At 48.5% G+C, this 25,410-nt stretch carries 20 protein-coding genes and 2 pseudogenes; 16 read left to right on the forward strand and 6 right to left on the reverse strand.

The window, feature by feature from the left end:
* The first annotated feature begins 42 nt into the window (after positions 1-42).
* The 4 genes from KB186_RS25360 to KB186_RS25375 all read left to right on the forward strand — a co-directional run bounded on the left by KB186_RS25360 (position 43) and on the right by KB186_RS25375 (position 5,344).
* Positions 43-1,386 (forward strand): FAD-dependent oxidoreductase, encoded by a 1,344-nt coding sequence (locus tag KB186_RS25360; protein WP_232774625.1) that lies wholly within the window; start codon positions 43-45, stop codon positions 1,384-1,386.
* Positions 1,387-1,416: 30 nt separating this feature from the next.
* Positions 1,417-3,105: a DUF4127 family protein gene (locus tag KB186_RS25365; protein ID WP_221867984.1), complete on the forward strand. Its 1,689-nt coding sequence runs from the start codon at positions 1,417-1,419 to the stop codon at positions 3,103-3,105.
* A 73-nt stretch (positions 3,106-3,178) separates the two neighbouring features.
* Positions 3,179-3,652 (forward strand): MgtC/SapB family protein, encoded by a 474-nt coding sequence (locus tag KB186_RS25370; protein ID WP_173610201.1) that lies wholly within the window; start codon positions 3,179-3,181, stop codon positions 3,650-3,652.
* Between the two features lie 579 nt (positions 3,653-4,231).
* Positions 4,232-5,344 (forward strand): aminopeptidase, encoded by a 1,113-nt coding sequence (locus tag KB186_RS25375; RefSeq protein ID WP_173610202.1) that lies wholly within the window; start codon positions 4,232-4,234, stop codon positions 5,342-5,344.
* Between the two features lie 25 nt (positions 5,345-5,369).
* Here the strand turns inward: KB186_RS25375 and KB186_RS28505 are convergent.
* A pseudogene (locus KB186_RS28505) lies at positions 5,370-5,799 on the reverse strand (DMT family transporter).
* A 126-nt stretch (positions 5,800-5,925) separates the two neighbouring features.
* Positions 5,926-6,144, reverse strand: a pseudogene (locus KB186_RS28510) (cyclic nucleotide-binding domain-containing protein); the annotation flags it as partial.
* Between the two features lie 189 nt (positions 6,145-6,333).
* Between KB186_RS28510 and KB186_RS25390 the strand changes: the two are divergent.
* On the forward strand, positions 6,334-7,218 hold the full coding sequence (locus tag KB186_RS25390; protein ID WP_173610203.1) for an NAD(P)-dependent oxidoreductase: 885 nt from the start codon (positions 6,334-6,336) through the stop codon (positions 7,216-7,218).
* A 49-nt stretch (positions 7,219-7,267) separates the two neighbouring features.
* On the opposite strand, the gene KB186_RS25395 is transcribed toward KB186_RS25390, so the two are convergent.
* Positions 7,268-8,329: an AI-2E family transporter gene (locus KB186_RS25395; RefSeq protein ID WP_173610204.1), complete on the reverse strand. Its 1,062-nt coding sequence runs from the start codon at positions 8,327-8,329 to the stop codon at positions 7,268-7,270.
* A 204-nt stretch (positions 8,330-8,533) separates the two neighbouring features.
* Between KB186_RS25395 and KB186_RS25400 the strand changes: the two genes are divergently transcribed.
* The gene (locus KB186_RS25400; protein WP_232774628.1) at positions 8,534-11,446 is read left to right on the forward strand and encodes a WG repeat-containing protein; all 2,913 of its coding nucleotides are present in this window, start codon (positions 8,534-8,536) and stop codon (positions 11,444-11,446) included.
* Positions 11,447-11,497: 51 nt separating this feature from the next.
* On the opposite strand, the gene KB186_RS25405 is transcribed toward KB186_RS25400, so the two are convergent.
* Positions 11,498-11,680, reverse strand: a complete 183-nt coding sequence (locus KB186_RS25405) for a hypothetical protein (protein WP_047074121.1) — start codon at positions 11,678-11,680, stop codon at positions 11,498-11,500.
* A gap of 37 nt (positions 11,681-11,717) precedes the next feature.
* Between KB186_RS25405 and KB186_RS25410 the strand changes: the two genes are divergently transcribed.
* Entirely contained in the window at positions 11,718-12,215 is a 498-nt protein-coding gene (locus KB186_RS25410) for a GNAT family N-acetyltransferase (RefSeq protein ID WP_173610206.1), read from the forward strand.
* Positions 12,216-12,302: 87 nt separating this feature from the next.
* On the opposite strand, the gene KB186_RS25415 is transcribed toward KB186_RS25410, so the two are convergent.
* A complete protein-coding gene (locus KB186_RS25415; protein ID WP_221867989.1) occupies positions 12,303-12,836 on the reverse strand; it encodes an acyl-CoA thioesterase in 534 nt (177 codons plus the stop codon).
* A 490-nt stretch (positions 12,837-13,326) separates the two neighbouring features.
* On the opposite strand from KB186_RS25415, the gene KB186_RS25420 reads away from it, so the two are divergent.
* The 3 genes from KB186_RS25420 to KB186_RS25430 all read left to right on the forward strand — a co-directional run bounded on the left by KB186_RS25420 (position 13,327) and on the right by KB186_RS25430 (position 17,172).
* Positions 13,327-14,271, forward strand: a complete 945-nt coding sequence (locus KB186_RS25420) for a GNAT family N-acetyltransferase (RefSeq protein WP_232774629.1) — start codon at positions 13,327-13,329, stop codon at positions 14,269-14,271.
* A 222-nt stretch (positions 14,272-14,493) separates the two neighbouring features.
* The gene (gene spoIIP, locus KB186_RS25425; RefSeq protein WP_232774630.1) at positions 14,494-16,230 is read left to right on the forward strand and encodes a stage II sporulation protein P; all 1,737 of its coding nucleotides are present in this window, start codon (positions 14,494-14,496) and stop codon (positions 16,228-16,230) included.
* 75 nt (positions 16,231-16,305) lie between these two features.
* On the forward strand, positions 16,306-17,172 hold the full coding sequence (locus tag KB186_RS25430; protein WP_232774631.1) for a pentapeptide repeat-containing protein: 867 nt from the start codon (positions 16,306-16,308) through the stop codon (positions 17,170-17,172).
* Between the two features lie 69 nt (positions 17,173-17,241).
* Here KB186_RS25430 and KB186_RS25435 read toward each other — a convergent pair whose 3' ends face one another.
* A complete protein-coding gene (locus tag KB186_RS25435) occupies positions 17,242-17,637 on the reverse strand; it encodes a hypothetical protein (protein WP_232774632.1) in 396 nt (131 codons plus the stop codon).
* A 128-nt stretch (positions 17,638-17,765) separates the two neighbouring features.
* Between KB186_RS25435 and KB186_RS25440 the strand changes: the two genes are divergently transcribed.
* From KB186_RS25440 to cydC, 6 genes are all read left to right on the forward strand, one after another.
* Positions 17,766-18,350, forward strand: a complete 585-nt coding sequence (locus KB186_RS25440; RefSeq protein ID WP_232774633.1) for a sigma-70 family RNA polymerase sigma factor — start codon at positions 17,766-17,768, stop codon at positions 18,348-18,350.
* Entirely contained in the window at positions 18,340-19,095 is a 756-nt protein-coding gene (locus tag KB186_RS25445; protein WP_232774634.1) for a hypothetical protein, read from the forward strand. Before KB186_RS25440 ends, KB186_RS25445 begins: the two co-directional genes overlap by 11 nt.
* A gap of 391 nt (positions 19,096-19,486) precedes the next feature.
* Positions 19,487-20,902 (forward strand): cytochrome ubiquinol oxidase subunit I, encoded by a 1,416-nt coding sequence (locus KB186_RS25450; protein WP_232774635.1) that lies wholly within the window; start codon positions 19,487-19,489, stop codon positions 20,900-20,902.
* A complete protein-coding gene (gene cydB / locus KB186_RS25455) occupies positions 20,892-21,905 on the forward strand; it encodes a cytochrome d ubiquinol oxidase subunit II (RefSeq protein ID WP_232774636.1) in 1,014 nt (337 codons plus the stop codon). Before KB186_RS25450 ends, cydB begins: the two co-directional genes overlap by 11 nt.
* Positions 21,905-23,650, forward strand: a complete 1,746-nt coding sequence (gene cydD / locus KB186_RS25460) for a thiol reductant ABC exporter subunit CydD (protein WP_232774637.1) — start codon at positions 21,905-21,907, stop codon at positions 23,648-23,650. The genes cydB and cydD overlap by 1 nt, the downstream gene beginning before the upstream one ends.
* The gene (cydC, locus tag KB186_RS25465) at positions 23,647-25,404 is read left to right on the forward strand and encodes a thiol reductant ABC exporter subunit CydC (RefSeq protein WP_173610217.1); all 1,758 of its coding nucleotides are present in this window, start codon (positions 23,647-23,649) and stop codon (positions 25,402-25,404) included. Before cydD ends, cydC begins: the two co-directional genes overlap by 4 nt.
* The last annotated feature ends 6 nt before the right edge of the window (positions 25,405-25,410 follow it).

Raw genomic sequence — 25,410 nt, forward strand, 5'->3', positions numbered from 1 at the left:
GAAGCATGGATGGGAAGGAAGTTCTACAAGGAGTGAGTGCAGATGAATCGAGTAGTGGAAGCAGATGTAGTCGTGGTAGGCGGGGGCCCGGCAGGAATTAGTGCCGCTCTTGCCAGCGGACGATTGGGAGCCAAGACAATCCTGATCGAGCGGTACGGCTTTCTCGGAGGGATGTCGACGATTGCGCTTGTTTATCCGTGGATGACGTTTCATACGGAAAAAGGCGAGCAAGTCATCAAAGGAATTGCACAGGAAATCGTCGACCGCTTGCAAGAAAAGGGGGGATCGCCTGGACATTTGCAGGATACGGTAGGATTCGTGAGCACAGTCACGCCGTATCATCCGGAAATTTACAAGCTGGTCGCTGTGGAAATGCTCAAGGAAGCGGGCGTCAAGCTGTTTGTCCACAGCTTTGTCGATCAGGTGAAGGTAGAAGGGACTGAGATTACTTCGGTTACGCTCACCAGCAAATCGGGCAAATACGAGATCAAGGCCAAGGTGTTCGTCGATGCGACAGGAGATGCAGATCTCGCTTATTTATCGGGAGCGCCGACGAGCAAAGGGCGAGATGCAGACGGGCTGACACAGCCGATGACCATGAAGTTCCGCATGCGCGGCGTCGATCTGGAGCAGGTGAAGCAGTACATGCTTGACCATCCAGATGAGTTTTATCATAAGACACCGTTTGCACAGCTGCCGTCCATTCCACTGACGGGTGTCCAAGGCTTTTATACGCATTGGAAGATGTCAGGTGTTCCGATTAATCGGGATCAAGTTCTGTTTTTCACAGGGCCTGAGAGCGATGAAGTTCTGATCAATTGCACGCGGGTGCAGGGGCTGGATGGAACAGATGTCGAGGATTTGACGGAAGCGGAGGAAGAAGGGAGACGTCAAGTTTTATTGATGTCTGAATTTTTAAAAAATAAAGTTCCTGGTTTCGCGAAAGCATCCGTCTCCGCAGTCGGAACGCAAATTGGCATCCGTGAGACACGCAGAATCGTCGGAGAGTACAGTTTGACGATCAAAGATGTGGTCGCGGGCAGGCGTTTTCCGGATGTCATCGCACGTAGCGGCTATCCGGTTGATATTCACGATCCTTCTGGCAAAGGCGTAGTGGCAGCAGATATTGAAGGGGAGGGCGCTTATGACATTCCGTATCGCTGTCTGATCCCTGCGTCCATTGACAACTTGCTTGCGGCGGGGCGTTGTATCTCTACGACCCATGAAGCGCTGGCGACGACCAGGCTTACCCCGAGCTGTATGGCGACAGGGCAAGCAGCAGGTACAGCAGCCGCTATCGCATTTCACGACAAGACCATTCCGCGTTTGATTCACGTGGGTAAATTACAGGAACAATTGCGTCTAGCGAATGCCGTCCTCGATTAAACCTTTTCATTTTGAAAGGAGATTGGATCTATGAAAAAGTTGCGCGTTGTCATTTCGACATTGGCTATGGCAGCACTAGTAACAGGCATGGTTCCATTTACGCAGACGAGTGCTGATGCTGCGAAAAAAGCGTCACCCAAGTCAATTGCCAAAGTCGCCCTTGTCCCCCTCGATGATCGCCCGGTCAATACGTATTTTCCGCAAATGACAGCACGGGCAGGCGGGGTGGAGGCGATTATACCGGATGAAGACATACTCGGTCACTTTATGACCCCGGGCGATGGGGAAGAAATTGGCGATTGGCTGATCAAACAGGCAAGCAAAGTGGACGGCTCGGTTATCTCTGTCAGCATGCTGGCATATGGCGGGCTGGTTGCGTCCCGTACCGATCAACAGTCCTATGAAGATGCCCTGTCGAATATCGAAGCCATTAAGAGACTGAGAGACAAACATTCCAAAAAGCCGATCTACGTCTTCGATACGATTCAACGCCTGGCGGTGACGGCGACTGATCCTGAAACATTGAAATACTATGAGCAAATCAGAGAATGGGCGATTTTATACGATGAGGTGCACAACCTCGGCATGTCGGAAAAAGAGGATCGACTCGATCAGTTGGAAAGGGAGATTCCCGAGTCTGTGCTGGAAGATTACTTGAATGCCCGCGAGCGGAATCACAAGATTAACTCCCTGTTGATCGACTGGGTAGAGGATGGGACCATTGATTATTTAGTGCTGGCTCAGGATGATGCTGCTCCTCATGGTCTTCACCGAGCAGAGCGGGAGACCTTGGTCAAAAAAGCAAAGGAGCTGGATGTTGAAGAACGTGTAGCGATTTTCCCCGGAGCGGACGAAGTAGGGACCGTTTTGTTGAGCAGATTTGCCTTGAACGAACTGCGCATCCATCCAAAAGTAGCCGTCGAGTATTCGGGTATAGACGGCGATGAATGGACAGCGCCGTTTGAAGACACGACCTTTGATGTAAATGTCGAGAAGCATATCATCGCAGCAGGCGGCAAGCCCGTTCGGGATGAAGACGACGCAGATATCGTACTCATGATCAACTCGCCGAAGAAAAAAGGACAGAGCAACGCAGAGAGACGCGAAGCTCTGGATGAGTTCGTAGAAGAAATCAATGATCTTCTGGAGGAAGGAAAGCAGGTCGCCATTACAGACGTGACGATTACAAACAAAGCTGACCCTGAGCTGATCGAGCGACTACAAGAAGAGGTAAAGCTGCCTGAGCTGTTCGCATACACGGCATGGGGAACGGCAGGAAATAATATGGGAAGCGCGTTGGGACAGGCGTTGCAACGATCAGCCTTTTTGGAAAAAGGAAATCAGTTCGGTGTGCCCTTAACAGTAGATGCGGCAGAGACCCATATCAATCTGCTCTTGTCTTCGTTTGTAAATGACCATCATTACCGAAATGAAGTCATGGCAGAAGCACGAAACCTCGTAAAACAGTTAAACGGAAATGAATGGAACCTCGAAGATGACTACGACGAAGTCAATGATTTTGTGAGGGATGCACTGACACCACATGCGGAAGAATGGTACGAAAACTATTTTGCCAATCAATCGCTGATGATCGGAAAGAGAGGCAAGAATACGTTTGAAGGCGAAATCGTCGAATTAACGGATAGGAAGATCAGGCTTCCCTGGGAGCGGTTGTTTGAAGTCTTTGTCGGGCCGGAAGTGAAGATAGAAAGGGAGTAAGCTTTAGAAAAAGACGGTCTATTTTTTGATTCTGCACATATCATGTCTCTATCGCTATAAGAAGGTGACGAGGATGGAGACTCTACACTGGTTGTATGTGCAGTATGACTTGGAAATGTATGTGCGGGTAGTGGTGAGCGCGATTCTCGGTTTGTTCATCGGGTGGGATCGCTCGCACAGAAATAAGCCTGCCGGGCTGAAAACGTATATGTACGTGTCCGTAGCCTGCACGCTGATCACACTGGTTTCTATTTACAGCACAAAGCTATACAGTGCGCCTGGCAACGGAACGATGATGGACCCGATGCGCTTGGCTGCACAGATTGTCACAGGTCTTGGCTTTTTGGGAGCAGGCGTCATCTTGAAGGACGGCTTGAAAGTAAAAGGACTGACTTCCGCAGCCATGATCTTTTTCGCTGGAGGGATTGGCATAGGGATCGGAGCCGGATTTTACGGCATTGTGATATTCTCGGTCATCATTTCCTTTGTACTTGCCCGGATCAGTCAGCGTGTGGAGGATGTCCAGCACAAGCGGTTAGGAAAGTGAATCATGGAGAAGCGGTGCATTAGCATCGCTTTTTACTTTTTGCAGGAGCCGTAGTGGGAGGAAGAAGCGAATTTCCAGTCTGCGCTTCGGCCTCCGCCCTGCAAGGGGAGGTAAGACTGTCCGCTTCGGAATAAATGGCGGGAGCGCTTCAAACGTAGAAGTTTCGAGGAAGTATTTCATAAGTGAAGCTTAAATTCCCCGCCATTTATACCTACGCTAGGTTGGGCTCCAGAGGCGCTTGGACTGGAAATTCGCTTCTTCCTACGTAGCTATTCGTTCATTCGTTGAAAGAGGTTCTAAGATGTTCTATTTCAACTGAATTGGCTTTCACAAGCTTCCTTGCGTTAACTTGCAAAATGTTTTAATAACACGAAGGAATTTACTGCTGTACGAAAGCCCTGCCACATGTTTGGAAGGAGACCGCCCGAACGAAGAGAGGATATAGGCGACTGGAAAACATGTGGTAGGGCTTCTCCCGACCACAACAGTGTGGTGATCACTTGTTTTTAGATGATATTCCTCTGACAAACGCGCGGTATGCTGGAAGAGTAATAAAAATCTGGAAAGGACGCGAGCGCGATGCGAGATGAAAGATTAGGAAAAATAGCAGACAACTTAATTTCGTACAGCCTGGATGTGCAAGCTAAGCAGCATATTATGATCATGGTCGTGGATGAAGGAGAAGCGCTGGCAATGGAATTGGTGAAGCGGCTGTATGCGAAGGGAGCATATCCCCACCTGCGCTTTGTACGGCCAAAGGTCCAGCGGGAATGGTTGAAAGGGGTAACGGATGAGCAGCTTGCCCAGACCGTTCAGTGGGAAAAGGACCTGTGGTTTGGCATACAAGGCTATATCGGCATTCATGGCGAGACAAATGACAGTGAGATGAAGGATGTTCCGCAGGAAAAATACCGCTTGTACGCAGAAGCGTATGATTCTATTTTCCATTATGTCGACAATCAAATTACAGGACTGCGCATTAACTACCCAACCTCGGCCCTTGCTCAAAAGGCCAATATGACGACAGAAGCATTTGAAGATTTTTATTTCAACGTATGTTCACTCGATTATCGGAAAATGGCCGAAGCGTGCCAGCCGTTGTACGACCTCATGGACAAAACGGACAAGGTGCGCATTGTCGGACCAGGGACAGACCTGACGTTTTCGATCAAAGGAATTGGGACGCGGACAGCGGTAGGCAAACGCAATATTCCCGATGGCGAAGTGTATACCTCTCCCGTACGCGATTCGATTCACGGAACGATCAGCTACAATACGCCCAGCAACTTCAAAGGAACAACGTTTGAAAACGTCCGGTTTACTTTTCGGGAAGGAAAGATTGTCGAGGCGTACGCGAACCATACAGACAAGCTCATAGAAATATTGGACACGGATGAGGGGGCACGCTACATCGGTGAATTCGCCATTGCGTTTAACCCGTACATTTTGCACCCGATGGGCGATACTTTGTTTGATGAAAAAATCGCTGGCAGCTTCCATCTCACACCGGGTCGTGCCTATGATCAGGCGGATAACGGCAACCGCAGCGCGATTCATTGGGACCTGATTTGCATTCAGCGTCCGGAATACGGTGGCGGCGAAATCTGGTTTGACGATGTACTCATTCGAAAAGACGGAAGGTTTGTGCATGAGGCGCTGCTGGGGCTGAATCCGGAGCAATTGATTCTGTAGAGGAGGGCGATAATGCTCTCCTCCTTTATTTGAGTTTGAAAACGACTACGCCTGCGATCATGATGCCGATTCCGATGATCTTGTTCAAGGTGATCGGGACCTTCTGCACACCGAACAGGCCGAGTGAATCAATGAGCAGAGCGACGAGCAATTGAGAGATGAGCAGAATCGATACGGCATATGCAAGGCCCGATGGACGTAATACCTTTCATCACACTAAAAACGATCAGCGCCCCGAAAACGCCTCCAAGCAAATATACTTTGTTCACTTCCCCGATGCTTTTCCAATCGCCATCACGAACGTAGAGAAAGATCGAGAACGATACAAGAAAGCCTACCGCATGAACAATCGCATTGGTTTGCCACAGTCCGAGCTTTGTACTGGCTTGCGCGTTGAACCACTCATAGATGTTTCCGCTCGCAAGCTCACTGATTTTTTCTCGATTTGTGATAATCAGTGCGCTTTTTTTGTGTTCGATCACGGATGCTGCGCAAAGATTGCGGATGATCCGGTTCAAATGTCGGTAGCTAGTACCCAACAGCTCGTCTCCGATAATCGCGAGTGGATTGTTAAAGCGCAGCAACAACGATTTTCCATTAGGAAGCGTCGTGAAAGTTTTGATTTTTCCCTTCAAAATGAAGAACATATGGTGAAGCTGATCGCCCTTCGAACAGAGGATATCACCCTTCTCAGCCTGATACAGGCGCATTTCATGGAAAGTAGCGGCATCAAAAATATCGGGCAAGGGACTGTTTTGCACCAGCGTATGCAAAAGGGTGCGGTCGTGAAGTTCCTTCATGTATCAAGCCTCCTGCTCGTTTGCTTGCAGGTTATACCCTCTTTAGTAAAAGGTATTTGCGTGCGAAAAAAACGACATATGTCCTTTTTTCCATTAAACACAAAAGACGCGTAGCAGGAATATTCGGATAGATTCGAGAAGTACAACTGTCGAGATCATAGAAAAGAGAGAAACGAAGGAGTGGTTCACATGACTTTGCCTGTAGGTGAAAGAATCATTGGATTTGTAGGAACGGGTGTCATGGGGAAAAGCATGGCAAACCATTTTCTGCAAGCAGGATATACAGTGCTGGTATACACGCGGACAAAGGAAAAAGCAGCAGACTTGCTGGCAGCCGGTGCGATCTGGAAGGAACAGATCAGTGAGCTGGCAAAAGAGGCAAACGTCATCATCACGATGGTCGGCTACCCATCCGATGTTGAGGAAGTGTATCTCGGCGCGGACGGAATTGTGGCAAATGCGAAGCCAGGCACTTATTTGATCGATATGACGACTTCGAAGCCGTCGCTGGCGAAACATATTTATGAGGAAGCCAAAAAGCACGAGCTGCATTCCCTGGATGCTCCTGTCTCCGGTGGAGATGTGGGCGCACGTGAAGCGCGACTGACCATCATGGTTGGTGGCGATCAGGAAGTATTTGATGCGATGGAGCCTGTGTTTAGGATCATGGGGACAAACGTCGTGCTGCAGGGCGGTCCAGGTGCAGGTCAGCATACCAAAATGTGCAACCAGATTTGCATTGCGACGAACATGATTGGTGTATGTGAAGCGATCGCGTATGCGAAAAAAGCAGGTCTGGACCCGGAGAAAGTGCTGACGAGCATTGCAGCGGGGGCCGCAGGCAGTTGGTCGCTGTCGAATCTGGCGCCACGCATGATCGCGGGCAACTTCGCCCCTGGCTTTTACGTCAAACATTTTATCAAGGACATGGGAATCGCATTGGAAGCAGCGGAGGAAATGGGGCTGATGACACCAGGACTCGCACTCTCCAAATCGCTTTATGAAGAACTGGCAGCAAACGGCGAGGCAGATAGCGGCACGCAAGCTTTGATTAAGTGGTTTGAAGGCAAGTAAAGGCAAAAGGAGCCCTTTTCACGAGGGGCTCCTTCTCTATGTCTATCCGTCACGTGTTGACTGGTACATCTCGTACATCTTTTGGGACGGCTTTATTTTTGGTTGGGGGTTGTTCCATTTTCTTCACTTCCAAGATGTCCAGCAAGAAAACAAAGGACGGAATCCCGACAATCAGTCCCCATACTCCAAAGAAATGCTCGGAAAAGATCAGAACGACAAAGGTGTAGAAAATCGGCAAGTGAGTCTTCGTTGCCATCAAGCGAGGATTCAACACATAGGCTTCAAGCGCGTGAATCACCATGATGAAAATGAGCAAATAGACGACAGTTGCGAGACCACCGACACTGAAGGCGATGGCACTGAGCGGAATCAGTGAAATGGCGACACCTGCAACCGGGATGAGCCCCAGTATGAAGACCATGATTGCGAGTCCCAATAGATTCGGAAAGCCCATGATCCATAGACCGATGACGGTGAAGGTCGTATTAAATAAGGCGATCAACAACTGTGTTTCGATTACTTTGCCAAAGGTCAGGATAAATTTTTGGCTAAAGTAGGCGATTTCGTTGTATAACCAGGATAATTTGCTCGTGCGGAATTGAGCAGTAAACGTAACCACATTGTCTTTGCCGAGCAGGAAAAACAGGCTCAAGATAATCGCCAGAAAGACATTGAACCCAACGTTTCTGACTACTGCGAGAAAATCAAGGCTGCCTTGAACAATGCCCTTCATATCAAGCTTCCCAACAATAGACATAAGATAGGGGGCAAACTCATTGTCCTGATTTTGGTGGTACACTTGCTCGATGGAATGGAACAATTGTCCGGTTTGATGAATCAGAGCCGGAATGGCTTTCATCCCACCCACAACGAGAAAGAACGTCAACAACATATAGAGAAAAATGAGAATCAGCTTGGGATGGATCGGCGCGACTTTGTGTGTGAGACGCGTGAGGTATTGATGCAGCCGATTCATTAAATAGGTAACTAAAAAGGTCAGCAAAACCATGTTCAGCATACTTCCCAAGGAGTAAAGCAACAAACAAAACAACGCTAAAATCCCAAATCGTCTTACATCCGGCTTTTGCAAGGCGGCAGCAAAGAAATTCATGGGAACATCCTTTCCAAGTGCTCTTTTTAGCACTCCCATCCGTATACGATGATTATACTGCGTCGGTGTGAACAATTATAGCACGCTTAAAAGCGAGTGGAGGGAAAGAAAAGGTTCCAGTTGCTTGAAAAAGTGTAGCGAAACTATTTCGCACTGCGAAGCGTCAAAAGGAAGGGAATGTTTGACAAGGGAGGCTAATCACCAATGAACATAATAACAAAAACCGCGAGTCTGGTTACCGCGGTCATACTCGGGGCAAGTACATGGACTTCTTCTGTCCATGCGGCTACGTTTTCCCAGATTCAGCCGTATACAACAGACTACAAAATCGGTTTTACGGACGGTAACAAGCTGGTCACACAGGCCATTTATGATGATTTTGAGCGATCTTCCAAAAACATGATCGTAACAAAGGGCGGTAAAAAAGGAATTCTCGACGCGCGGACAGGGAAAGAAATAACTCCCGCGATTTGGGATTATATTGACATTCCGGAGTCCAAAAATATTGCGATTGTTCAAAAAGGCGGCTGGTTCCAATATATCGATTTGAAGACGAACAAGCTGTCGACCATGAAGTTTGCTGGGGCGCATCCGTATTATTTATCCAATGAGCAAGGGACAGCGATTATGTTCTTAGGAAAATCATCGATGGTGATCCATGTAGATGGAAAGGTGCTGATTCCGCCAGTTGCAGGCAAGCTGACGATGGTACAGCTCGTTGCTCCTGATCAGACGGAAAATAAAGAGGCGGAGAAAAAGCGTTATTTCGTCGCGACTACTCCCAAAGAGCTCATCATGTACGATCCTGCTTCCGGCAAAAAGCTGTTTGCACTGCCAAAAGCAGAATTGATTCCAAACGAAGGCGGTCCTGACACTGCATATCTCAAGGTGCGATCCGGTGGAAAAGAAGGCTTGATTGATCGCAATGGCAAGTACGTACTCGAGCCGAAATACAATGCGCTCTATATTTGGAACAATGGATACTTTCAGGTGATCGGCCCCAAGGGACAAGGGCTGTGGAAGGACGGACGGATGCTGGCAGAGCCCATTTACAAAGAAGTCGGGTTCGAGCATAACAATCCGGATGTGTACTACACGGTTTCTGGAGATGTCATCACGTATCATTCCAAGTCCAAAGGTACGTCGCATCCATTGAAAAAAGGAGCCCAGTACTTGCATGGCAGCTACGTGCTGGGACAGGACCCGAAAACAAATCTGTACGGTGTCCTCCAAGTCGGGGGAGGGACGGTCATCCCCTTTGCGTATCCGCGGGCAGAAGGTCCGCCAGCGGCGCGCTTGCTCGTCCGCAGCGATGGGAAAAAAGCGATCCTCCCAGGCTGGGGAAAAGATGTCAAGGAGCCAGATTTTTGGTTCGACTCGTATTTTACCTTGGGCAGCTACAGCATGCTTAGCATTAAGGACGGAAACAAAATCGGACTTTATTCTGAAGATGAAGGCTTGGTCCTGTCTCCTGTTGAGAATCGAATCATTCGCCACGAGGGAGTAACGGGGGAGGTGCTGGTAACAGAGCCGGATGGAAGGGTGCTGCGATACAGCATCAGTGGGAAACAAATAGAAGCTGTCAATCCCAATACGTTGTCCGATGATTTGACGAAAAAGTATGAGCCGGGAAAAGGCGAGATGATTGTGGACCGCAAGACGAACCAACCAATCAGCAAGCTCTACCAATATGTCTATATGGATTCCGATACCAATCTCATCGTTGCAATGGATCACGATTGGGCGGATCTTTATACCCCTGATGGCAAGCTGTTGACTACGGAGATCAAAGTCGCGGTGTGGAAGTCAGGCAACGACGGACCGCCTCTTACCTTGATCAAAGTTGCTGATTCCGTATACACGATGGGTGTGAGAGCGGGGAATGTAGGAATGGCGATGATCAAGGTCGATGACGGGCAACTCCAGGCCGTGAGCGATTTTGTGTATCGTGATGCAAACCAAATGATAGTACAAAATCAAAAGATCGTGATGACAGCATGGTTGGACGGCACGCAGGATGTATGGGCGCAAGAAGGGAACCAGCTCGTAAGCAAGCTCACTAGCGTGAAAGGTTTTCACACGGAATCTTATTTTGATCGGGTATTGATTCAGTCAACTACAGGATGGGATGTCTATTCACCACAGTTGCTCCGCTTAAGCACGGGCGATTATCAGTCCATGAAGTATATGCACGTATATGATCTCAAGACGGGTGCCATTGCCTACCAGGACAAGAAGACGGGATTGTACGGCCTTATGTCGCTGGAAGGAAAGGTACTGACAGCGGCCAAATACGAGGCGATTTTGCCAACAAGCAAAGTATTCCCACAAGTGTGGAGCGAGGCAGACGTTCAGACGCCTTATGTATTCACAACCAAAGACCAGTTCGGTTATCTCGATCAAGGTGGGCAAGAGCAGTTTGCGACAAGATTCCTGACGAAAAAACCTGTGGTCTCCTATAGTCCGATCACGTTCCAATCGTTTACGGCCTACTCAGATACAATGCGACAACGCCCACTTGAGCTGATCGATTTCGGCAAACCGTATAGCTGGCCAGCTGGCGGCAACAGCGAGAGCCATTTTTTTGCCAACCTGGCGCTTTATTTGAATCTACCGAAGGATGCAGGTAAGCAGGCGGTACTTTCAGAATTGGTGTCCAAAGGTATCATCAAAGCCGATGAGAATCGTTCAGTCATGAGCGACGAAGATATGTTCCGAGTGGCTTATTTCATGGCGACGGGCAAAACTAGTCAAGCGATGACGACGCCACAGGTATTGGAATGGGCACAGAAGCGGGGAATTGTACCGTTTCGAGAGGGAATGAGCTACTACATGACGATGAATTTGTACGCGGAGTATCAGCACATCTTGATGACAGAGCTCATGCGTTCCCTGAAAGGAAAAAAAGTGCTCAAGCCAAAGGTGTTAACGACGACATCACTCAGTGACGCACAACAGCAAATGCTCACAACAGCACTGATCGTGAACGGCAAGCCGGCGAATCAACTGCCAGTGCCGCTCCCACAAGCCGAGTGGCAAAAAGCCATTCAAGGCTTGGTCAACCAGTACAACAAGCAAGCAGCTCAATTGCTTGCAGCCTATGAAGCGAAGCTGTGAGCAGATCAACGTAAAGGAGCGGGAGTTCCATCCTGCGCCTTTTTTGCGCTATTAAAAAAACGGCCAATATTTTACAATTAACCAATAGAAGGCAGCGTGAACGCAAGCCGTGACGGCCAAGGAGACAATGAAGGAGACAAACGAAATCTGGTCGAGCTTGTAAGCAACAAAGAAAAATATTGTAAAGGCAATAAAGGCGATAAACGTGCCTTCTTCCAAATAAGCAACTGCCATATTCATTCCACCTCGATTCAAGAAAGGATACGTACCCATGAGGATTGCTGTCGAAAAATTAAGCATACAGGATGCAGCCAGCTTGTTTCAATTTGAAGTGCGCAATCGCGCCTTTTTTGAAAAATCGGTTCCCAGTCGGGGAGATGCTTACTACCAATATGACCATTTTTTACGAGGTCTGCAAGCCTTGCTCGACGAGCAGGCGCAAGGAATCTCGTTTTTTGGCCTCATCAAAAACAGCCAAGGTGACATCTTGGGCAGAATGAATCTGGTAGACATCGAAAAAGATGAAGGAATCGGACATCTCGGCTATCGAGTCGGGGAAGATACCGCTGGAAAAGGAGTAGCTTCACAGGCACTGAAGCTCTTTTTGGAGGGGCATGCTCCCCACTTGAATGTCAGAATGATCTGTGCGAAAACAACACCGGATAACATCTCCTCGCAAAAAGTGTTGCTGAAAAATGGATTCAAACCCTATGAGATGGAGCCGGAAACAACGGATGACTTTCTCCACTATCGCTTGAGCGTTGTCTAAAGAGCTAGTGGCTGGGAGGGACGAAGGAATTAGGCAGTTACAGCCAAAAGTCCCCTGCCTGTAAAAAGGCAAGGGGACTTTTGGGCGTTACGGGGTGTTCAATAATGGCTCCCACGGACGTCTCGTTCCAAGCATATCCGCGAGATGCTTGTTATCCTTCCGCCTGATTTTTCGTGCCGCCGCTCGCTCGTCAGCACCATTATGCAGGAATACTTCCTCTTCCGTCTCCGGCACGACCTTGGGTACAGGGGTAGGCCGCCCATCCTCGCCAATCGCTACAAACGTGAGAAATGATGTGGCACAGACGCATCGAACGCCCGTTAGCAAATCCTCCGCAACAATTTTGACGAAGACCTCCATCGACGTATTATGCGTCCATGTGACGAAGGCTTCGAGTGCAACCTCATTGTCCACCCGGATTGGCTGCAAAAAGTCGACGGAATCTGTGGAGGCTGTCACAACTGGCCCCCGGGCATGCTTCATGGCAGAGATAGCAGCAACATCGTCGATATGCGCCATCAGCCTGCCGCCGAACAGCGTATTGTGATTGTTCGTATCCGGGGGCAGCACATGGCTTGCTTTAAACGTGCGCGACTCCCGAACAAAACGTTGAATCGTCATACAGGTAGCTCCCTTCTTTCTTGCAATCGGATTATGAATGATGACAATCTTCTCTCCTTTCATTGTTCCACAAAAAAATGGATCTATTCCTCTTGAAAAAAGTGACACTGATGCTGTTGCCACGAATGTCATTTGCCGCTATACTTGTGGAGTAGTTTTATGGATAAAAATGTAACGGTTGTTGCTACGACCGTCTCTATATCGAATGGTATGCGCAGAAAACAGCGGAAAGGAGGGTATCCACATGAAAAAAAGATCATTACTGTCTTTGCCAAAAGGAATTGGATACTCCACCGCTGTTTTCTTTGATCTGGCTACATCACGGGAGAAGTATGTCCAAAAACGGATATAGCGACCATCCTTTGATGTAGTGGGATTCATCAGGATACAGTGGAAAAACGCCACAGGTCGCATTCCTGTGGTTTTCTTTTTAGGGCACCGCAGGATTTCCTGTGGTGTTTTTTTATTTCGAAAAAGGGAGATGGATTGTATGCAAGGAAACGGAGAGAACATTTACGTAAGACTGGTACAAGAATCGGATGCACAGAGCCTCTTGGCGCTTGAAATGAGAAACAGAGACTTCTTTCAAAACTTCACAGGGACGAGAGAAGAGACGTTTTACACGCTGGAAGGACAAATCGACAGGATCAAGAGCGCGTTGGCGTTAAAAGAAGAGGACAGAGGGTACTTTTTTGTCATTGCGAAAAAAGGACAGGATGAAATCATTGGGGAAGTGATCCTTTCGGAGGTCGTAAGGGAGAATCTGCAAAGCTGCTGGATCGGTTACTTCCTGGACAAAGAGCTTAATGGAAAAGGCTACATGACTGAAGCGGTAAAACTCGTCGTGGCTTATGCCTTCGAGACATTAGGCCTTCACCGTTTGGAAGCAGGCGTGATGCCGCATAATATAGGTTCGATCAAGGTGCTGCTAAAAGCTGGTTTCCACAAGGAAGGGATTGCCAAGAAAAACGTGAAAATCAATGGTCGGTGGGAAGATCATCAAACACTGGCGATCGTCAAGGAAGAACAAACCGACCAGGTGAAGCCCCAGGTTCAACGTAAAAATCCTGGATCAGTTGCTCCGCCTATGGGAGCCTATACACATCTGACGGTCGTTCCAAAAGGAGCCGATTTGCTCGTGCTTTCTGGGCAGGTAGGAATGGACATTCATGGAGAGTTGCCGACAGATATGAAAGAACAAGTAGAAAACACGCTACAGAACATACTGCGCAATTTTGAAAGTGAATCAGTTAGCGCGGACCATATTATCAAAATCAATATATGGGCAACCGAGCAAATGGATTGGAAACATTTTAATCAGGTATGGGAGAAGTTCCACGGGGGGACACCGCCAGCGATGACCATGTCTTACGTCCCGGCATTGGCAGTCCCTTCGCTCAAAGTGGAGATAGAAGCTTGGGCAGCGAAATGGTAGGGAGGAAATAGAAGGGTGAAGCTTTTCGCTTCATCCCTTTTTTCTGTAACTTTTTTCTAGCAAAAACGTCAATATTTTCAGGAGATAGAATAATCGTGACGTTATTACTGTTTTGACAGCAAAAGATGTCAAAACATGAAGGAATATGGGGACGAATCGAGAAGTTCTTTCTATTAGCTGGATTTTCCAAAAATAAGAGAAAAACAGAGGGGAACGAGGAACTTGCTTTTACGAGTAAATGTCAGCTTGCTAGCTGTTTTCTTCCTGATTTTGCTGATGCCTCTGTCCATTGCGCGAGCGGCCACCCATGTAGAAGTGGCGGTCGATCAGTTAAATATTCGAAGCGAGCCAGGTACGACTACCCAGATCGTCGCAACCCTCAAAAAAGCGACGCGGTTGCCAATCACCAAACAGCAAAAAGATTGGACCCAGGTAAAGCTGCCGAACGGCAATACCGGATGGGTCAATAATAAGTATGTGAAGATGATAGAAGTTCCACAGATCAAATATGTCAAAAGCAATGTGGATATGCTGAATGTTCGGGCAGAACCAAATGCCACTGCACAAATTTTGCAGATCATCGACAAAAACGGTGTGTTTTTGCAAATGAGAAAGCAGGGGGATTGGGCACAAATTAAGCTGTCTGATCAAAAGAACGGCTGGGTGAAAGCCAATTACTTGACGGAGACAGCGGCACCACCACCACCAAAACCACCACAGGTACCAGCACAAATCCCGGATCCGACAACAATTCCAGCACCGCCCCCTCCTGTAGTCCCATCCAATACAGGGAGTGGATTCGAACAAGGGACAATCGTATTGACGGAAGGCTATGAAGTTTATGCGCAGCCAGATATTCTTGGTACCGTCATTGGTCAAATTCATGGCGGGATGACGATCAACCATTACGGATATGCAAATGGTTGGTATACCATCAACTTCAACGGTACCTATGCCTATATTTTCAAACCAATGGAACAGACGGGGACAGCTCCATCACTGCCGAGTTCAACACCGGGGGTACCAGCGACTTTGCCAACAACACCGCCGCCCTCTGTACAAGAACTACAGGTTCGTGTCAAAAATCCTGATTCCAATATCCGCAACGGTCCCTCAACCGAACATGCCATAATTGGAAATGTTCAACCCGGACAAGTATTCCCGGTTGTGCAAACAGTAGGAGACTGGTACCTCATCAGACTGGCAGACAATTCGACCGCCTACATCGCGGGGTGGATCGTAGAGAAGATTCAACCAGCTGGTACTCTGCCACCGACAGGAGCAACGTACGAGTACAACAGTGGGATGATTGGAAACGAGAAAGTGTATATCTATCACACCCATAACCGTGAGTCTTGGCGAAATGTTGCACGGAACCAACAAGGGAGCTCGGTAGATGATCCAGAGATTAACATCACGCTTGTTGGGAAACGGCTGGGCGAACTACTCCAAGCAAGAGGCATTTCGGCAATGGCGAGCCAGGACGATTTCGCTCAGAGATTGAGGGAACAAAATAAAAGCTACTCGATGTCTTATACCGAGTCGTACAAGGCGGTAGCGGCAGCGGCTGCAACCAGTCCGCACTTGCAGTACATTTTCGATATTCATCGGGACAGTGATGAGCCACGCAGCAAGGTAGCGATCACGATCAATGGCAAAACCTATTCCCGGATGCTGTTTGTAATCGGAACAGCGAACCCGAACCATCTGGCGAACAAAAAGCTGGCGGAAGAGCTGAACGCCCGTCTGGAAGCCTCTTATCCCGGATTGTCGCGGGGGATTATCCTGAAAGGTTCAAATCAAGGAAACGGGGTGTACAATCAGTCCATTTCCGAGGGCGCCCTGCTTTTGGAATTCGGCGGTACGAACAACACCTTGGAAGAAGGCTATAATACAGCAGAAGCCTTTGCCGAAGTTTTCGGGAATTACCTGATCGAATCTCAAATCGCATTCAATTAAACGGTTAATAAAAGTAGCACGATTCTTATCGCCACGCGCGAGAGAATCGTGTTTTTTTCCGGGAGGATCATTTATATGGCTACGCATCAAGAACACATACAATCGACTTACGATAACAGTCTCAGTCATCTTCAAGGTGACTGTGAAAGCTGCTTTGGCTTGTGCTGTGTGGCATTGCCTTTTGCTGCTTCCTCTGACTTTGCCATCAATAAAGACGCAGGCAAGCCCTGTAGTAACTTACAGGCAGACTTCCGGTGCGGTGTTCACACAAAGCTGAGAGACATCGGCTTTCGCGGTTGTACGGTCTACGATTGCTTTGGAGCTGGTCAAAAGGTGTCTCAAGTCACTTATGGCGGTCAAGATTGGCGGAAAGAACCCGGATCAGCGAAGCAAATGTACGAAGTATTTCCGATCATGTGGCAGCTTCACGAGCTGCTCTGGTATATAACGGATGCGTTGACCAAGCAAGCTGCCGAGCCGCTCCATCCTGCATTGAAGGAAGCAATGGAGGAGACGCAGCGCCTGACGGATCAGAGTCCTGAGGATATCCTGAAGCTGGACATCGCACTTCATCGAGCAAAAGTAAATGAACTATTGCTACAGACAAGTGAATTGGTACGCAAGGACGCGGTTACCAAGTACAAAGGGGGCAAGCAAGGAAAATCCTATGGTCGAGGAGCTGATCTCATTGGTGCCAAGCTCAAAGGCGCTGATTTACGAGGCACCCAATTACGCGGGGCTTATTTGATTGCTGCTGATCTGAGAGGAGCGGATTTGCGGGGAGCCGACCTCATTGGTGCAGATTTTCGCGATACAGATGTGAGCGGAGCGAACTTGACGGAAACGTTGTTTCTCACGCAGGTTCAGCTCAACGCGGCGAAGGGTGATGCCAGCACCAAGCTGCCACCGTTGTTTACGCGTCCGCCGCACTGGGCTAAATAAAAGAATCAAAAGCAGGGTGTCATTCGTTGACAGCCTGCTTTTTCTCAAGTTATATGGTTCCCTCCAAGATTACGAGTCTGGATTGGAATGCAACCCAACTATTTCTATTACTTCGACTACTCCTACTCTTCTCGAACCTTCCATAAAATATCCGATCACCCCAAGCTCCATTCTTTTTGTGTGGACCTCTTTACGCATCTGGGGGAAAAGAATCCGCATGCGTGCAGTTCCTTCTGTAGGAACAGGGCTTGTGTTATCTAAAATGATTTCTCCGTGATCATCTTCAAATTCAGGATGGATGGCAAAGATGCCTGTTAGGCTTATGTCATCTCCCTCGTAAGAAAAATCACTTCGATAGCCTTGAAACGGTGTCACCTTTCTGCCGCCTTCATTTTCCGAGTAAAATCGATATTTTACTCGAAAATCAGCGGGATGCTTCCTTATTTCTTCATAGGGTGTCCACATGTCATTTCCTCCGTTCTTTAAAAATGGTTGTTAATACAATTCTACTTTTGCCGTATTAACTAGCGTGAGGCTCACAACCAAACAAATTGCGCAATTTGTTTATTCCATCCAGAAGGGAGGGGAAGTAATTGGAGATTGCCCAAGTGAACACAGGCATCTGCCATAAAGAAGAACACGAAAAGCAAGCGGAAAGCATGTCGACCGAAACTTTTACTCAAATTTATGGTGCGTACTATAAGCGCGTCTACAAATATATTTGCTATCGTATCAATAATCACTACACAGCGGAAGAAATATGCAGTCATGTGTTTGAAATGGTGATTTCAAAATACAGCAGCTTCTCGCCGGATAAATCAAACTTTGAGGTTTGGTTGTTTGCGATCGCCAGAAATGCAGTAACAGATTACTTTCGCTTACAGAAGAAAAGGATCAGCTTTTCATTGGATTCGATTCTGAATCTGGTCTTGCCGAAGTCGTCACCGGAGGACATTGTGATCCGCGACGATAATCATCAAGCCTTATTTCAAGCACTGGCCAAGCTGAGTGACAAGGAACGCAATATCATCGCCATGAAATATGCGGCTGGTCTTAAAAACGCGGAAATTGCAGAACTTCTTGGTGTCAGTGGTTCAAATATTGGCGTCGTTCTCTACAGATGCTTGAAAAAGCTGCAAATGGAATTGCAAAAAGGGGGCTTCCGCTATGAAGAGTGAGCATGATCTAAACGATTTTCGTGAACTCACCGACTTGCTTACTGATCTGGAATTAGATGACGCCACTCCAAAAGCCAGCATATACAATCGGCTGAAATTCAAATTGGAATCAGGAAACATACAATTACATGATAGGAAAAAGGACGGGATCTCTATGAAAACGAATAAATGGAAAGCTGTCTCAGTTAGTGCTGTTGCTGTTGTTTGCCTTTTAGGCGCATTTTCGACTACATCGTTTGCCCAAGAAATGCTCCAGACGATCTTGGCACGCTTTCAGGTCGGGAACATGGAAATTACCCAATACGATAAAGAACAGCCTGCTACTCAGTCCAATTCCCAAGTAATCGAGATACCTGTAGAACCCAAGGCCCCCCCACAGATGACATTGGAAGAAGCACGCGCAGCCAGCAAAATGGACTTTCCCGCACCGACATGGTTATCAGAGCATTATTCCTATGTGAACGCGGTCGTTCAAGGCGAGCATATGGTAGAAGTTCAGTATAAAAAAGAGAAAGAGTTTATTTCCTTGCTGATTTCAACCGGTGGCGAAAACGGCATCAGCACGACAGAGGGTGTCAAGATCGAAACCATTGGCGGGAAAAAGGTGTATTTCGCCAACGGGATCGTGATTTGGGAACATGAAGGATTCACGTACGAGTTGTATCAGATGGCAGAGAAGAGCTTCGATGCTGCGACTATCGGCAACATCATCGAATCCTTGTCAACGAAATCCGTCAAAAAATAAGCAGTTGTCACTTAACCACGTACCCAGGCACACCGACTTCGATTTTTCGAGGTCGGGGATCATCTGGGTATTCCACTCAAGATGGGCCTTGTAACGGGGCCCATTTTTGTATCTGCCGTCACAGAGTGTTAAAAATCATGTAACGAATCGGACACCCTCTAGGGTCAAAAGTCCTGCTACAATTACACATGACCGGAAATATACAGGGTAAAACAAAAAACTCTCTCACGAAGGTGAATGCGAAAAGGGGGTTACAGGAGAGAGAATTATTTGTGAATTTTTTCACATATATTTGTGATATTTTTCACAAAGCCGTAATAAATGCGGATTTCCCCACTGGTATAATTCCGGTACATAAAGGCCAAAACGCGAATAGAAAGGGATCTTGTACATGGATATAGTGGATTTGGGACGACTTCAATTTGCGATAACAACGATCTTTCATTTTGTTTTTGTGCCGATTTCCATCGGGCTGTCCTTATTAGTAGCCATTATGGAAACGATGTATGTGGTAAAAAAGAATGACTTGTACAAAAAAATGGCCAAGTTTTGGGGAACCTTTTTGCTCATAAATTTTGCTGTCGGGATTGTGACAGGGATTATGCAGGAGTTCCAATTTGGGATGAACTGGTCAGATTTCTCACGATTCGTCGGCGACGTATTTGGAACACCGCTAGCGATTGAGGCTCTCTTGGCATTCTTCCTCGAATCGACTTTTATTGGACTATGGGTATTCGGTTGGGATCGCTTGTCCAAAGGTGTGCATCTCGCATGTATTTGGCTCGTATCCATTGGAACGATTCTTTCGGCTCTTTGGATTCTTGCAGCCAACTCGTTCATGCAGCAGCCAGTCGGCTTCGCAATCAATAACGGACGAGCAGAGATGGTCGATTTCTTCGCTCTTCTTACCAATGGACAATTACTATATGAATTCCCGCATACCGTATTTGCGGCATTTGCGACAGGAGCCTTTCTGGTAGCAGGTATCAGTGCTTGGAAGCTATTGAAAAAACAAGACGTTACATTCTTTGCGCAATCTTTCAAAATTGCGATCGTGGTAGCATTGATTTCCTCGCTTGCGATTGCTCAATTCGGTCATGGTCAGGCACAATATTTGGTTGCTACCCAACCGATGAAAATGGCAGCGAGCGAAGGGCTGTGGGAAACAAGCGCGGACCCGGCTCCTTGGACGGTTTTTGCAACGATTGATCCAGAAAAACAAGAAAACGGCTTTGAAATAAAAATTCCATATTTGCTTAGTGTTCTGACGTACAACTCACTTTCAGGTTCTGTCCCGGGCATGTTGGAGTTGCAGGCGGAGTATGAGAAAACTTACGGTCCAGGAAACTATATTCCCCCAGTTCGGACGACCTTCTGGAGCTTCCGCATCATGGTAGCGGGCGGTAGTGCCATGATTTTGCTGGCTTTGTACGGGGCATATCTCGCTTTGCGCAAAAAGCTGGAACAGCCAAACAAGCGGTTCATGCAGTTGATGGTTGCGGGTATCTCGTTGCCATTCATCGCAAACTCGGCTGGGTGGATCATGACGGAGGTAGGTCGTCAGCCATGGACGGTATTCGGGCTGTTGCGTGTTGAAGATTCGGTTTCCCCAAGCATTAGCACAGGAGCGGTATGGTTCTCTCTCATCGCCTTCACGACGATTTATCTTATCCTGCTGTGCCTCTTGGCTTATCTGTTTGCTCGTGTGGCCAAAAAAGGGCCGGAATTGGATAGTCATGAGGAAGTAGAGAATGTACAGCTTCAAGATCCATTTGATCGTGTAAGGAGTGAACGTTATGGGGCTTAATGAACTGTGGTTCCTGCTCATTGCCGTTCTGTTTACCGGATTTTTCTTTCTCGAAGGCTTCGACTTTGGTGTCGGCATGGCGACGCGCCTGCTCTCACGAAATGATTTGCAAACCCGGGTTCTGATCAATACGATTGGCCCGTTCTGGGATGCCAATGAAGTGTGGCTGATTACAGCCGCTGGTGCGATGTTCGCAGCGTTCCCAGAGTGGTATTCCACGATGTTTAGCGGCTATTATCTCGTGCTTACGCTAATTCTGCTTGCGTTGATTGGGCGAGGGGTAGCATTTGAATTTAGAGGCAAAGGGAAAGGCGAGGCTTGGAAAAAGACGTGGGACGCAGCGATTCTGATTGGAAGCTTTGTACCGCCGATGTTGTTTGGAATGGTGTTTGCCAGCCTGGTGAAGGGTGTGCCGATTGATCAAAATATGGAAATGACTGCGGGCTTCTCTGATATTGTGAATGGATACTCGTTGTGGGCAGGTGTGACAGTCACGGGATTATGCTTGCTACACGGTCTGAACTTTATCTCGTTGCGCACTGTGGGCGAGCTGCGTGAAAAATCACGTGTACTGGCAGCAAAGCTGTTGCCTGTGCAAGCGGTTCTCATGGCAGTGCTTGTAGGGTGGACATTCAAGGTAACCGATCTGTTTGAACGTCAGGGTGTATTGTTGACAGCAGCCACACTCTTAGGTGTTATCGCCTTTGTACTGGCTCGTCACTACCTGAGACAAGGCAGGGAAGGTTGGGCTTTCGGGATGACAGGCGCGATGATCCTGTTGACATTCGTCTCGATGTTTATCGGTTTGTTCCCACGGGTGATGGTCAGCACGATTGATAGCGCGTTTGATTTGACCCTTTATAATGCAGCTTCGAGTCCATACACGTTAAAAGCAATGACCATTGTTGCAGCAGTGCTTTTACCGTTCGTGCTAGCCTATCAGGTTTGGAGCTACTTCGTTTTCCACAAACGAGTCACTGAAAAGGATCATTTGGAGTATTAATGGACAAGGAATTGTTCCGATTACAAGGAATCCGACCGGTTATGCTGCTGCTAGCCGGTCTTTCCCTCCTGCAAAGTGCGGCGATTATCGGTCAGGCAGTGTTTTTGGCGAAGTCGATCTCGATCTTGTTTGAAGGTCAAGCGGTTCATATGGCGTATCAGTCGCTTGCCCTGTTTTTGGTCATGATAGCCGCTCGTCATACCATCGTTTGGCTGCAAAAGAAAATCGCTGGTCGTTTTGCTGAAGCCTCCAGTGAGTCTTTGCAAGGGCGAGTTTTATCCCGATTGTTCGAGCGTGGTCCACGTTTTGCAGCCAGTGAAGGAAGCGGAAAGCTTGTTACGCTTGTCTTGGAAGGTGTAGATCGTGTACGTACCTACCTGGAGTTGTCTGTTCCGCGTACGCTGGATATGGTTTTTGTTACGTTTCCGCTTCTGGCATTTGTCTACACGCAAGATGTTATTTCTGGACTGATCCTGACGGTGACGATGCCTGTTCTCATCGGATTTTTTATCGTTCTCGGTCTGGCGGCGCGTAAACAGGCAGACAAGCAATGGCGTTCGTATCGAATGCTGTCCCATCATTTCACCGATTCACTTCGCGGGCTTGCGACGCTCCGGTTTTTGGGACGCAGCAAAGACCATGGGGAGACTGTAGGAAGAGTGAGCGATCAATATCGATCCGCTACGATGCGCACGTTGCGCGTGGCTTTCTTGTCTTCTTTGGCACTCGACTTCTTTAGCATGCTGTCTGTCGCGTTTGTGGCGGTTGGTCTTGGATTGCGGCTGATTGAAGGGAGCTTTGGCTTTGAAACGGCATTGGTCATCCTGATTCTTGCACCGGAGTACTTTTTGCCAGTACGGATGCTTGGATCGGATTACCACGCCTCATTGGATGGAAAGGAAGCGCTGGGGACGATTCGTTCCATTATCGATCATGCCGCCACTGATGATCATAAGGCGGAACCACAAGCATCAGATAGTCAGACGTCTCTGAAAGATGTATGGAATGGAACGATTACCTTGTCCGATATTCGGGTCGTCGGTGAGGATGGCAGACAGGTACTGGGTGAGATATCTGCGGAACTGGGCAGCAACATGAGAAGAGTGGGCATTGTAGGGGCGAGCGGGGCAGGAAAATCAACCCTTCTCGGAGTGCTAGGCGGTTTTTCTGATCCCGAAGCTGGCGTGATACACGTAGATGGGCAACCCATTACGGGGGATGCGAAGCGGGAGTGGCAGCGGCAAATCGCTTACATTCCGCAGCATCCGTATTTATTCAATCAATCGTTGGCGGATAACATTCGTTTCTATGAACCGGAAGCGACCCAGGAACAGGTGGAGCAGGTGATTCGTGATGTCGGTCTGGGAGAGCTGGTGGACAGCTTGCCAAATGGCTGTGACGAAATCATTGGCGAAGGGGGGCGCACGTTAAGCGGCGGACAAGCACAGCGGGTTGCGTTGGGACGTGCGCTGCTTGGCAATCGACCAGTGATTTTGCTCGACGAGCCGACCGCTCACTTGGATATTGAAACGGAATGGGAGCTCAAACAGACCATGTTGTCGGTGTTGGGGGACAGGCGCGTATTTTTTGCCACGCATCGTTTGCATTGGATGCGAGACATGGATTGGATTTGGGTAATCGATCAGGGTCGACTGGTAGAAGCGGGCACCTTTGAACAGCTCGTTGCACAAAAAAGCGTATTTTATCGGTTGTTGACAGCTGGTGCCAAGGGGGAGAAAGGATGAAGGAAGCGCGAGAAGGCAATCAGGGGTGGTTTTTTCCATACTTTCGCCAGTTTTTCTGGCAGTTTGCCGCAGCGGCTTTGCTGGGAACCTTGGCAGTGGCATGTGCGGGTGCTCTGCTGTATACGTCCGGGTATCTAATTTCTCGCTCCGCACTCAAGCCCGAAAACGTCTTAATGGTCTATGTTCCCATCGTACTTGTCCGGGCTTTTGGCTTTAGCAAAGCAGTCATTCAGTACCTGGAGCGTCTGGTCGGACACGATGCAGCTTTGCGTGTGTTATCGCGTATGCGTGTGCGATTGTACCAGGCCATCGAACCGCAAGCGCAGCTTCTCCGCACTCGTTTTCGTACGGGAGATTTGCTTGGTGTACTGGCGGATGACATCGAGCAACTACAGAATGTTTATCTGCGCTTTGTGCTGCCAGCCGTCTCGGCGGTCCTCCTCTACGGGGCAGGTATTGTGGCATTGGGGAGAATGGACGGGATGTTCGCGCTCTTGATGGCGTTGTACTGTGGTTTTCTGCTGTTTGTTGCACCGGCAGTAGTCTTGTGGTCATCCATTGCCAAGAGTCGTCGGTTCAAGCAGGAGAGACAGGCCGCATACCGAGAGCTGACTGATGCTGTTTTTGGCATGAGTGACTGGATTCTCAGTGGTCGTACGCAGGAGTTTCTCCAGTCGTTTACAAGACGGCAAATGACAGCTTCCCAGATCGAAAACGCCATTCGCCGCGGAGAATGGCGAATACAGTGGATGTCGCAGTGTGCAATCGGTGGAGCCATAGTCTTACTGGTCATCTGGGCAGGCGGACTTGCCGCTGCGAATCAGATTCCTGTTACGTTGATTGCTGCGATTGGGCTGGTCGCATTTCCTTTGATGGATGCGTTTGCCCGTATTTCTGACGCAGTTGTGCGAATGCCAGAATACAAGGAGTCTCTGGGACGGCTTCGGGAGATCGAGAGCGGTCGTCCATCCATAGTGGAAGTCCAGCAGGAAAAGGTGCCTGATCAAGCTGGGGGCAGGTTGAAGCTCGATCATGTTCATTTTCGTTATCCGCAAGCCAGCAGTTGGAGTGTGCAGGACGTGTCTTTTGAGGTGGCTCAAGGGGGCAAAATGGCGTTGCTCGGTCGCAGCGGAGCTGGCAAATCGACGATACTGAACTTGATTCGAGGTGCCATACAGCCGGAGGCAGGTCAGGTGACCATAAATGGGCAGCCTGTCCAGTCAGAGGAGGCTTCTGCTGGTTTGTTTTCCGTATTGAATCAGCAGCCGTATTTATTTGACACAACGGTAGCCAATAACATCAGGCTTGGTCGACCCGATGCGTCCGATGAAGAAGTGCATGCTGTAACCACTCAAGTCGGTCTGGATCAGCTGATTGAATCACTACCGGATGGTTATCAAACCCGGATGCAGGAAACCGGTTTACGCTTCTCTGGCGGAGAAAGGCAGCGCATAGCTCTAGCCCGGATTTTGCTGCAAAACAAGCCGATTGTTCTCCTTGACGAGCCGACGGTGGGATTAGATCCGTTGACTGAACGCGATCTGATGGCAACGATCTTCCGTGTCTTGCACGGGAAAACCTTGATTTGGGTGACTCACCACTTGAGCGGTGTAGAGCAAATGGACGAGGTCATTTTTATGGAACAGGGAGTCATCTCGATGCGAGGGACACATGAGCAGTTGTATCAGGACAGTCCAAGGTATCGCAACCTGTATACCTTGGACTGTCCATTGGCGTCCGTGTTGGAAAAATAAGAAGAG

Source organism: Brevibacillus sp. AF8, from assembly GCF_021270385.1.
In the GTDB taxonomy this organism is placed as follows: Bacteria; Bacillota; Bacilli; order Brevibacillales; family Brevibacillaceae; genus Brevibacillus.

Bases quoted from the DNA above. Each gene is read 5' to 3' on its own strand.
- KB186_RS25450 (WP_232774635.1), top strand. From the start codon at position 19,487: ATGGATATAGTGGATTTGGGACGACTTCAATTTGCGATAACAACGATC.
- KB186_RS25410 (WP_173610206.1), top strand. From the start codon at position 11,718: ATGAGGATTGCTGTCGAAAAATTAAGCATACAGGATGCAGCCAGCTTG.
- cydC (WP_173610217.1), top strand. From the start codon at position 23,647: ATGAAGGAAGCGCGAGAAGGCAATCAGGGGTGGTTTTTTCCATACTTT.
- KB186_RS25370 (WP_173610201.1), top strand. From the start codon at position 3,179: ATGGAGACTCTACACTGGTTGTATGTGCAGTATGACTTGGAAATGTAT.
- KB186_RS25420 (WP_232774629.1), top strand. From the start codon at position 13,327: ATGCAAGGAAACGGAGAGAACATTTACGTAAGACTGGTACAAGAATCG.
- cydD (WP_232774637.1), top strand. From the start codon at position 21,905: ATGGACAAGGAATTGTTCCGATTACAAGGAATCCGACCGGTTATGCTG.
- KB186_RS25375 (WP_173610202.1), top strand. From the start codon at position 4,232: ATGCGAGATGAAAGATTAGGAAAAATAGCAGACAACTTAATTTCGTAC.
- KB186_RS25415 (WP_221867989.1), bottom strand. From the start codon at position 12,836: ATGACGATTCAACGTTTTGTTCGGGAGTCGCGCACGTTTAAAGCAAGC.
- KB186_RS25400 (WP_232774628.1), top strand. From the start codon at position 8,534: ATGAACATAATAACAAAAACCGCGAGTCTGGTTACCGCGGTCATACTC.
- KB186_RS25430 (WP_232774631.1), top strand. From the start codon at position 16,306: ATGGCTACGCATCAAGAACACATACAATCGACTTACGATAACAGTCTC.
- KB186_RS25360 (WP_232774625.1), top strand. From the start codon at position 43: ATGAATCGAGTAGTGGAAGCAGATGTAGTCGTGGTAGGCGGGGGCCCG.
- KB186_RS25390 (WP_173610203.1), top strand. From the start codon at position 6,334: ATGACTTTGCCTGTAGGTGAAAGAATCATTGGATTTGTAGGAACGGGT.
- KB186_RS25405 (WP_047074121.1), bottom strand. From the start codon at position 11,680: ATGGCAGTTGCTTATTTGGAAGAAGGCACGTTTATCGCCTTTATTGCC.
- KB186_RS25395 (WP_173610204.1), bottom strand. From the start codon at position 8,329: ATGAATTTCTTTGCTGCCGCCTTGCAAAAGCCGGATGTAAGACGATTT.
- KB186_RS25445 (WP_232774634.1), top strand. From the start codon at position 18,340: ATGAAGAGTGAGCATGATCTAAACGATTTTCGTGAACTCACCGACTTG.
- KB186_RS25365 (WP_221867984.1), top strand. From the start codon at position 1,417: ATGAAAAAGTTGCGCGTTGTCATTTCGACATTGGCTATGGCAGCACTA.
- KB186_RS25435 (WP_232774632.1), bottom strand. From the start codon at position 17,637: ATGTGGACACCCTATGAAGAAATAAGGAAGCATCCCGCTGATTTTCGA.
- cydB (WP_232774636.1), top strand. From the start codon at position 20,892: ATGGGGCTTAATGAACTGTGGTTCCTGCTCATTGCCGTTCTGTTTACC.